General features: G+C 58.8%; 7 protein-coding genes. 3 read left to right on the top strand and 4 right to left on the bottom strand.

Going from position 1 to position 9,859, the window contains the following annotated elements; translation table 11 throughout:
- Nucleotides 1–53 precede the first annotated feature (53 nt).
- The 3 genes from CVT63_06540 to CVT63_06530 all read left to right on the top strand — a co-directional run bounded on the left by CVT63_06540 (nt 54) and on the right by CVT63_06530 (nt 5,417).
- The gene (locus tag CVT63_06540) at nt 54–2,375 is read left to right on the top strand and encodes a glycosyl transferase family 1 (protein ID PKQ27721.1); all 2,322 of its coding nucleotides are present in this window, start codon (nt 54–56) and stop codon (nt 2,373–2,375) included.
- Nucleotides 2,376–2,551: 176 nt separating this feature from the next.
- The gene (locus CVT63_06535) at nt 2,552–4,927 is read left to right on the top strand and encodes a hypothetical protein (protein PKQ27720.1); all 2,376 of its coding nucleotides are present in this window, start codon (nt 2,552–2,554) and stop codon (nt 4,925–4,927) included.
- Between the two features lie 19 nt (nt 4,928–4,946).
- Nucleotides 4,947–5,417 (top strand): hypothetical protein, encoded by a 471-nt coding sequence (locus tag CVT63_06530; protein PKQ27719.1) that lies wholly within the window; start codon nt 4,947–4,949, stop codon nt 5,415–5,417.
- Here the strand turns inward: CVT63_06530 and CVT63_06525 are convergent.
- The 4 genes from CVT63_06525 to CVT63_06510 all read right to left on the bottom strand — a co-directional run bounded on the left by CVT63_06525 (nt 5,378) and on the right by CVT63_06510 (nt 9,736).
- Nucleotides 5,378–6,472: a redox-regulated ATPase YchF gene (locus CVT63_06525; GenBank protein ID PKQ27718.1), complete on the bottom strand. Its 1,095-nt coding sequence runs from the start codon at nt 6,470–6,472 to the stop codon at nt 5,378–5,380. The two genes, CVT63_06530 and CVT63_06525, sit on opposite strands and share 40 nt — an antisense overlap.
- 447 nt (nt 6,473–6,919) lie before the next feature.
- Entirely contained in the window at nt 6,920–7,744 is an 825-nt protein-coding gene (locus CVT63_06520) for a metal ABC transporter permease (GenBank protein ID PKQ27717.1), read from the bottom strand.
- A 49-nt stretch (nt 7,745–7,793) separates the two neighbouring features.
- On the bottom strand, nt 7,794–8,594 hold the full coding sequence (locus tag CVT63_06515) for a hypothetical protein (GenBank protein ID PKQ27716.1): 801 nt from the start codon (nt 8,592–8,594) through the stop codon (nt 7,794–7,796).
- The gene (locus tag CVT63_06510) at nt 8,591–9,736 is read right to left on the bottom strand and encodes a hypothetical protein (protein PKQ27715.1); all 1,146 of its coding nucleotides are present in this window, start codon (nt 9,734–9,736) and stop codon (nt 8,591–8,593) included. The genes CVT63_06515 and CVT63_06510 overlap by 4 nt, the downstream gene beginning before the upstream one ends.
- Between the last annotated feature and the right edge of the window lie 123 nt (nt 9,737–9,859).

The following is a 9,859-nucleotide window of genomic DNA, read 5'->3' as shown; positions in this document are numbered from 1 at the left end:
ATTGTCAACAAATCGCTGTGATTCGAGCCGATTTTTCCGTGATAGAATAAACTTTGCGGTTGAAGCGCGATGTCAATCACGGGACTTGCGACATGAAAAGAAAAAAGCCTCCCCTGCTGCGAAAAAGCGCGATGAACGCGGCCTTTATCGGGAACTACATCCCCAGGCAGTGCGGGCTCGCGACGTTCACTACCGATGTGGCGACATGGGTATCCTCCGCGCTCGGCCCGGCGTCCGACGTGTTCGTCGTGGCCATGAACGACCGGCCTCAAGGGTACAACTACCCGCCAATGGTTCGTTTCGAGGTGCTGGCAAATGACTCTGACGATTACCCCAGGGCGGCGGATTATATAAACCTGTCAGAGGTGGACATCGTCTGTCTCCAGCACGAGTTCGGCATCTTCGGCGGATCCCGCGGCATCTATATAACCGACCTTCTGCGCGATCTGGAAAAGCCTGTTGTCGCTACGCTCCACACGGTGCTGCCCGACCCCGATCCGGAGAGGAGAGAGGCACTGATCCAGGTTTGCGCCCTCTCCGACGCCGTCGTTGTGATGAGCCTGAAGTCCATCGACTTCCTCGAAGAGCATTACGGCGTTCCGAGGGAGAAGGTTCACCTCATACACCACGGCGTGCCGGACATGCCGTTTGCGAACTCCAACGACTACAAAAAGCGCTGGGGGCTCCAGGGGAGAACGGTTCTTCTGACGTTCGGGCTCCTTCACCCGCGGAAAGGGATCGAGCACATGATCGCGGCTATGCCCGCCATAGTGGAGCAAGACCCGCGGGCGGTCTATGTAGTGCTCGGCGCGACGCATCCGCCGCACAAGCAAAAGGAGGGAGAGAAGTATCGCTTTTTCCTCAAGAGACTCGCGCGCGAGCTGGGGGTCAAGGACAACGTCATCTTCTACGACAGATTTGTGACGCTCGAGGAGCTGACCCGCTTTCTCGCGAGTTGTGACATATACGTTACGCCCTACCTGGACATGAACCAGATAATTTCCGGGACGCTCGCCTACGCGATAGGCCTTGGAAAGCCGATAATCTCCACGCCTTATTTCTACGCGGTCGAGCTACTTTCAAACGATCGGGGGGTCATAGTGCCCGTGGAGGATTCGCGGGCTATATCACAGGCGGCGATCGGGTTGCTCTCCGATCCCGCGCGCACCAGTGAGATGCGCGAGAAGACTTACGCCTTCGGCCGAAAGATGATCTGGCGTGAGGTGTCGAGGGAGTACGTTAGCCTGTTTGAGCACGTTCTCGCCGGGAGAAAAGTTGCGCCGCCGCCCGTTGAGGTTCCCCGGAAGGTCGTGCAACTGCGGGATCTGCCGCGCCCGCGGTTGGATCATCTGGTCAGGCTCACTGACGGCGCCGGCATCATCCATGCGACGCACTTCGACATTCCCGACCGCTCGAGTGGTTACGCTACAGAGGACAACGCCCTCGCGCTCGCCGCGACGGTGCTCTCACGCGCGCAGACGGATGACAGGACGAGCCGGGAACTCTCCCGCGTCTATCTTGGGTTGCTCCGTTACATGCAGAGACCGGACGGCGCGTTTCACAACCGTCTCAACTACGACAGATCCTACGCGGATGAGGTGGGCGGGCAGGAGTGCCAGGGCAAGGCGATGGCTGGCCTGGGCCTCACCATCGCGGTTGAGCCGGACGAAGGCATAGTCTCGTTCGCGAAACTGATGTTTGATGAGGCGCTCAAGGAGTTGCAATTATCTTACCCGCGCGCTACGGCATACGCGCTATGCGGTTGCTACCATTACCTGACACGCTTCCCGGGGGCGAGCCTGGCGAGCTCGGCGCTTGAAAAGATGGCGGCCACTCTCGTGGAGACCTATGAACGCGTAGCCGGTGAAGGGTGGGAGTGGTTCGAGGATACCCTCGCGTACGCGAACGGCCTGATTCCCCGGGCGCTCCTGCTGGCGTTCCGGGCGACGAGGGCGCCGCGATACCGTGACGTCGCGCTAGAGAGCCTCGAATTTTTGACGAAAATGTGCTACCACGACGGGTTTTTTGATCTGGTCGGTGACCAGGGCTGGCACCCGCGGGGGGGCGAGCGGGCGAGGTTCAACCAGCTCCCGATCGAGGCGGCGTCTCTCACCGAGGCGTACGCGGATGCTTTCATAGTTATGCGCGATGAGCGCTGGCTCGAGCTCGCGCGCGCGGCCTTCGAGTGGTTCCTGGGGCGCAACGTTCAGAATCAGCCCGTGTACGATTTCGCGGCGTTTTGCTGCGCCGACAGCCTGATGCCGCACGGGGTGAGTCCCAACAGAGGGGCTGAGGCGACCACGCAGTGGCTGCTGTCCCTGTTGCGTGTACAAACCGCGCTGCACGTCGGGCCCCTCGAGGATATTACTGCGTAGATGGGTCTGGCACCGTCTACCGCTGCGCGGTAGACGGCGCCTGGCCCCTGGTTGCGGTAGACGGAAAGGTAGACGGTGCCTGACCCCTGGTTTGGTTGCGGTCGAGGGGGTGTAGAGTGGAGCGACACGACACCGTATTTTTACGGAACGGGGACGCCAAATAGGGAGATGAGCCGGTGAACCACGCGCAAGAAACCAGGCAGAGCGGACATTTCAGCGAGGACGGCCTGGAGTATGTCATTACCAACCCGAGGCTCGAGCTTCCTTACATCAACTACCTGACTAACGGCAGGTACTGCTCCTTCATCACGCACACGGGCGGCGGCTACTCATTCTGGAAGCAGCCGCCGGCGTACGGCATCAACATGTGGGCGCCCGCGCTCAACAACGGGCCGGGCCGGTTCGTTTACCTCAAGGAAGGCGACGACATCTGGACCCCGAACTGGATGCCCGTGCGCGCTGACGCCGACTCCTGGCTTTGCAGAGTTGGCATGGGGTACCAGCGGCTCGAGGTGGAGATGCGCGGCCTCAAGACATGGCTGTCGTACCTTGTGCCGCTCGACGCCGACCTCGAGTACTGGATACTTCACTTTATCAACGAAAGCGACAAGCCCAGGCGCATAGAGGCGTACCCGTTCGTCGAGCTGCTCCTCGGGCAGCACATGCCGAACATTATCTCGTACTATTCGAACATCCTTTTCAACCGCATCCGGAGGGCGGGAGACGTTCTGGTAGGTGAGAAGACCTACTGGAACCGCGAGGCGTACGCCCCGAACCGCGAGTGGCCCATCAAGATCTTTTTCGCCAGCACCCACAAGTACGATTCGTTTGAGACGCTTCGCGATCGGTTCATCGGCCCCGGAAGGGACACAGCCAGCCCTCTGGCTGTCGTGAACGGCGAGCTGTCGAACAGCGAGAACGACGGTAGAGCGGCGATCTTCGCGCACAAGTACACGATCGACCTCGAGCCCGGCGCCCAGGAGCGCATCATCATGGCGATGGGAGTTCTGGAGAACGAAGATGACTTTGACAGGATCCCGTATCATCTGAAATCAGAGACATACGAGGAGCGCTTCGAGGCGTGCAACCGGTACTGGCTGGACATCGCCTACGGCGACACCGTTTTCACTCCCGATTATCAGGTGGACCGGTTCGTTAACATCTGGAACAAATATCAGGCGCGTGTGTGCTTCTGGTGGTACCGGTCCGATGGCTCGTACTTCATATGCAGCGGGAACGAGACGTGGGGATACCGCGATTCGGCCCAGTGCATCCTGGGAGCGTTGCCCAGGTTCTTAGACGACGCGTGGGAGCGCATACGTTTCCACATCTCCCTCGTCCGCTCGGACGGGAGCGTTGACCAGGGGCACATTCATGATCTCCGCGTGCCGTCGGGGCTCGCTGGGAACATTGACGTGGCGATGTGGCTGCCGATATCGATCTTCTACTTCCTCAAAGAGAGCGGGAGGCTCGATCTCGTGGACGACATGGTCACGACTTGCGATGGGGTGGAGATGACGCTCGCCGAGCTCATCTACCGGATCATCGAGAACGTGTGGCAGCGCCGCAGCCCGCGCAATCTGGTTCTCATGGAGAAGGGAGACTGGAACGACGCGATCAACTACGCGGGGCGCAAGGGGCGCGGCGAGTCCACGATGGCTTCCGAGCAGTTGCTCTACCTTTGCAACGAGTATCTGGAGATCGCTTCTCTGACACCGGGATTGCCAGGGGTGAAAAGTGTCGGCAAGGTGGCGCGGGCTCTCTCCGCGGCGCTCGAGAAACACGCCTGGGACGGAGAGTGGTATATCCGCGGCACCAACGACGAGGGAGAGATCATCGGCGGCAAAGGCAATCCGCCCGGCGAAATATTCGCGAACGCCCAGAGCTGGGCCGTCATCGCGGGGCTCGATAGCGAGCGGACGAAGACGGCGATGGAGTCCGCCAGAAAAAGGCTGCTTACGGGAAAAGGCTGCGCGCTGTTCCTGCCCGGCTGGCGAGAGCCGGATCCCGACATCGGCATCATCACGCGGTTCGCGGTCGGCACCAAGGAAAACGCTGCGATATTTCTCCACGCGACGGCCTGGGCGACGATGGCGTGGGCCATGGTCGGGGACGGAGACACTGCGATGGAGTCGTACCGGCAGGTGCTGCCGAACGTGCGCTCGCGCGAGGACGGCGACCTCTACCAGTCAGAACCGTACGTTTACGCCGAGTACATCATCGGGCCTGAGTCGGAGTACTTTGGAGAGGGGTCGCACTCGTGGTTCACTGGCGGCGCCGCCTGGCAGTGGCACGTGTTCTGGGGGCACATCCTGGGAATCAGGCCGACACATCGCGGATTGCTGATCGACCCGTGCCTGCCGAAGGAGTGGGAGGCCATCACCGCGCGCCGCTGGTTCCGCGACGCGATCTACGAGATCGAGATCGACAAGCCCATAGGCGTATGCAAAGGCGTGAAGCGTGTTATCGTTGACGGCAGGGAGATCGAGGGGAACGTCATTCCCCCGCACGGCGATGGAGAGGCGCACCGCGTGCGCGTGGAGATGGAGTAGGGGAATCAAGGAGCGGAACATGCCGGAAGACTCGAACGAGGAACTTACCGAGAGCGCGAAGCAGCTTTATCGCAAGACACACGTGCCGCACAAGTTCTGCGCCTATTGCGGCGGCAGGAACGAGGCATCCGCGGATCGTTGCGAGAGTTGCGACAAGAATATCTCCTGGATGAAGATACCCGAGTCAATTCCGGTCGAGGAGACGCCGAAGCAGAAGCCCAGGAACCTTCCGCAGCAGCAAAAAGTGTTTACCCCAAAGGCGATAGTGGTCTTCCTGTTGATACTGCTCATCCTGGCCGCGATCATCCTTGCGCTGATCTTTATGAAAACGCAACAGGGGAAAACGCAACAGGGGAAAACGCAACAGGGGAAAACGCAACAGGGGGGCCTGACCCCAGTGTTGCGTTTTAAGGGGTGGAACGTGACGTCACAGATAGAAACCGGGAAAGGTCAGGTGGCGAATTTGAAATTGATGACGTCACCGTCCTGAACGATGTACTCACGCCCTTCGAGCCTGAAGGCGCCCGCTTCTCGCGCGGCGGGGACGCTCCCGCACGAGATGAACGACTTTCCGGGCACTACTTCGGCTTTGATAAAACCGCGCTCGAAATCGGTGTGAATCCGCCCGGCGGCCTGACGGGCCGTCGATCCGGCGCGGATGGGCCATGCCCTGGATTCTTTGGGGCCGACGGTGAAGAACGTTATCAAGCCAAGCAGTTCATAGCTCGCACTGACAATGCGCCCGAGGCTTTCCTCCTCTATGCCCATCTCCCTGGCAAAAAGCGTTGCTTCTTCCGGATCGAGATCCGCGAGCTCGGCTTCAATTCGAGCGTTCACGCTCAGGACCGGAATCCCACGAGGCTGCGCCCACTCGTTCATCTCGCGCTCGAACCGCGCTGAAACATCGCCTGGCTCATCAATATTGAGCACTATCACTGTTGGCTTGAGAATCAGAAGGCCCGTATCGGGAGCGTGCAGCGCCAGCTCGCGAGCGACAGAGGCGCGATCAGATATTACTTCTGAACTTATTCTTTCCTCTATTTTCTCGAGCGCCTCGACCCGTTCCACAGACTCTCTGACCCCGTCTTTCGCCGCGCTCCTCGCTTTTTTCAACTCGCGAGCGAGGATTTCGAGATCGGAAAGCCGCAGTTCCGTCTCGATCAGCTCCGCATCTCGCGCGGGATTTGTCGCGCCGACGACGTGAGAAACATCCTCCGCTTCGAAACCGCGCACCACGTGAGCCACAGCGTCGACTTCACGGATACTGGCAAGGAACCGGTTGCCGAGACCCTCTCCTTTGCTCGCGCCTTCAACAAGACCGGCGATGTCGATGAAACGCACGGTTGCCGGCACAATGCGAGCGCTATCGGCAAGCCTGGAGAATTGAGCAAGCCTCGGATCCGGCACAGAGACAACCCCTGTGTTTGGCTCGATAGTCGCGAAAGGGTAGGAAGCGACAAGCGCTCCCCCCCTGGACAGAGCGTTGAAAAGCGTTGTCTTCCCGGCGTTCGGCAACCCGACGATGCCGACTTTAAGAGAGCTCATGCGTCTCCATTCTCATGACCGTATTGATGAAATATCTCAATTTGCCACTGAACTCAGAACCCACATTCTATGCTACTTTCATAGTAGAGAAGGAACAACGGTTGTCCTTCTGATCTCCTCCCTTTCGAGGCGGGAGGATTAAGGTGGGGGTGTGTCATATCCCCCTCACCCCAACCCTCTCCCACAAGGGGCGGGGGGGGCATGGACTACCCTGAGACCTTTTCATCTCAAGTGGTGGCGCGTCCGCGCGCCATGGGGGACTGCTCCCTACTTTGAAATTACCACGTTATGGTATAATTTGTGCCAGGCAACGAGAATAGTGGAGGATTTTTACATGGCTGACAAGCAAGCGGATAAAGATTACCGGCCGAGAGAAGTTGCCCGGACCGTGGCGACCGCTATGCCAATAAGGCTGTTGCTCTCCTGACTCGCAAAAGGGAAGAAGTTTCACCCCGAAGTATTGATAAAACGTCTCATGTAGGATCGGCGCGGCGAAAGCGCGAGGGCAACGACAAACAACCCGAAAAGAACCAGCACAATCGCGGCGCCTGAAGCCACGTCGAAGCGGTAAGAGAAAACGAGGCCCGTGACGGTCGAGCAAATACCGCACGCTATTGACGCGGCAATGACCCCCCTGTAGTTTTTCGCGAGTTGCATGCCAACGGCGCCGGGGATCACGAGAAGCGCGGACACCAGTATTATCCCGATGAGCTTTATCGAAACCACGATGACAACAGCTATCGTCACAAGCAAGCCGTAGTACACGAACCTCACCGGCACGCCGCTGGCGGTCGCGGTCTCCTCGTCGAAAACCGTGAAAAGGAGCTCCTTAAAAAATAGCGCCGCGAAAGTCAACGCCAGTGCGCAGACAGTCGCGAGGACAACGACGTCCATCCAGTTCAGAGCAAGTATGCTCCCGAACAGATAACTCATCAGATCGATGTTGTACGCGTGAGAGACGCCTATCAGAATCACGCCCAGCGCCATGGATGCCGAGAAAAGAATTCCTATCGCGGTATCCTCGTGGAGGCGGCCTTTCCGCGAGAACCAGCCAATGCCGAGCGCCACGAGAACGCAGAAGCCGCCAGCGGCCAGTATCGGGTTGATTCCGGCGAGGATTCCAATGGCTACTCCCCCGAAAGCAGCGTGCGATATTCCCTCTCCCGCGAACGCAAGCCGCCTCACGTTCACGAAGAAAGAGAGCGCCGAGCAAGTAATGCCTATGATCACGCCTCCTATAAGGGCTCGTTGCATAAAACCGTAGGCAAACATCAACTTCCTCCATGCCAAAACGCATATTTTGGTTTGACCCCATTATGCGTTATTCGTTGGATCCGACCAAAAAGTCGATTTCACACCGGTAAGCTTCCCGGAGGCGCTTGCTTCCCACGACCTCTTGTGGCTTGCCGTGCACGTGCATCGTATGGTTGATGCAAATCATCGTGTCTGAGTAGCGGGCGAGCGCTTGAACATCATGTGACACAAGTATCACGGACAGGCCGAGTTCCTCTTTCAGCCGGGTCAACAACTCCATGAACGATTTCTGGGCGGGCAGATCCAGGCCGCTCGTGGGCTCGTCCAGCAGCAGGATGTGCGTTTCCCTGCAAAGGGCCCGGGCAAGAAAGGCGCGTTTTTGCTGTCCACCGGAGAGCTCGCCGATAGACCGTTTTTCGAGTCCGGCCAGGCCCACCAATTTGATGCTGTCCGTCACGGCAAGCCGATCGGATTTCCTCGGGAAGCGCATTGTCCCGAGGCAGCATACGCGCCCCATCATGACGACATCGAATACCGACGCCGGGAATGCGGGATCGAACAGGGCGTTCTGTGACATGTAACCAAGATGGTGGAGTTCGTGCTTCAACTCCCCGGGCGCCATGCCCAGCACCCGAACTCTTCCGCTGTCGGCTTTTACGAGCCCCATGATTACTCTGAGCAGTGTGGTTTTTCCCGCGCCGTTTGGGCCCACCACCCCCAGGAACATCCCCTCGTCCAGCGAGAAGGTGATCTCTTCGAGAACCGGGCGTCTGGAAAGCGTGACGTTGACGCGTTCGAGTTCCACCAGCGTTCTCGGCGCCGCGCGCGCGCCGTCAAAAAATTGTGAGACTTTGCATGAACGGGTCATTGAAGCGCGTCTTTCATCGCCCGCGCGTTGAAGCGCATCAAATTAGCGTAACAAGAGAAAGGCATGTCCTTCAATGCGTAATCCTTCGGGTCGCCGCCCACCGGGTCTACCACGCGGACGGCCACGTCCGGCCCCGCGTCTCTTGCGAGCGTCTCGGCCGCTTTTCGGCTCAATTGCGGCTCCACGAATACGGCCTTGATATTCAGTTCCCGCACCTTCTCGATCAGTTCTCGCAACTGCGCCGCGCTGGGCTCTTTTCCCGGGAGCTCTTCCACCTCGCCAGCCTGCACAAGCCCGAAATGGGGAGCGAAATAGGTCCACGTGGGGTGAGCGGCAATGAACGCCTTCCTCCGGACGCCCGACAGTTCGCCCTTCAATCCTTCATCAAGAGTTTTGAGGTTGTCAATAAACTCCCGCGCGTTTTTCCTGTAGGCAGATGCGTTTGACGGGTCAGCTTTCACAAATCCGTCTCTGATTGCTTCCACCTGGAAGATCGCCAGGCTCGGGTCGAGCCAGACGTGCGGGTCATACACAACCTCTCCAGGTTTCGCCTTCTCCAGCTCTTCTGTGTCTTGCGTCGGGAGCAGTCGGTCTGTGGGAATGGCGTCGGCCGCGTCCACTTTGACGATATCCGGCCGGGCCGTTTTTTCCAGCACGCTGGTCGCCCACGATTCCAGCCCCAGCCCGTTCTGAACGAAAACGTCGGCGCGGCTCATGAACTTCATGCTGCTCGCGGTTGGTTCGAAAGTATGCCCGCAACCCGCGCCGGCTGGAACCAGCATCTCGACTTGCGTGAGGTCGCCCCCGACCCCCCGGCAAAAAAAGTACAGTGGGGCTATTGTTGTGGCCACATTAAGGCGGCTGCCCGTCCTGCTCCCGTCTCCACAGCCACACGCTCCCACAATCAAAATCGCGATCACGGCGGTTGCCGCAAAAAACGTTAGCCGCCGCCTCAATTTTTTGACACTAAGTGCCCCTTTCCATAAATATGGTAACGTATCGAGAGCGTCGATGCGCCGTTCCTGCAAATGGCGCTGCGACCGAGTCGTACTCGGTGAGTACGGCGAGGAAGCGGAACGCAGCAGGAGCGGATGCAGCGGCGTTCGAATGCGAGCGTATTTATGGAATGGGGCACTTAGCATAAACAAGTCTCCAATGCCGACTAACTATAAGGCATAATGGGGTCAAACCATTTTATGCCTTTCTATGCGCACGCCCATTTATCTGTTGCAAAAGGCATAAAATGGTTTGACCCCATTATGCCT

Source organism: Candidatus Anoxymicrobium japonicum (genome assembly GCA_002843005.1).
GTDB lineage: Bacteria > Actinomycetota > Geothermincolia > Fen-727 > Anoxymicrobiaceae > Anoxymicrobium > Anoxymicrobium japonicum.
Note: the sequence above shows the minus strand (reverse complement) of the source record. Positions and strands in the feature narration are given on the sequence as shown.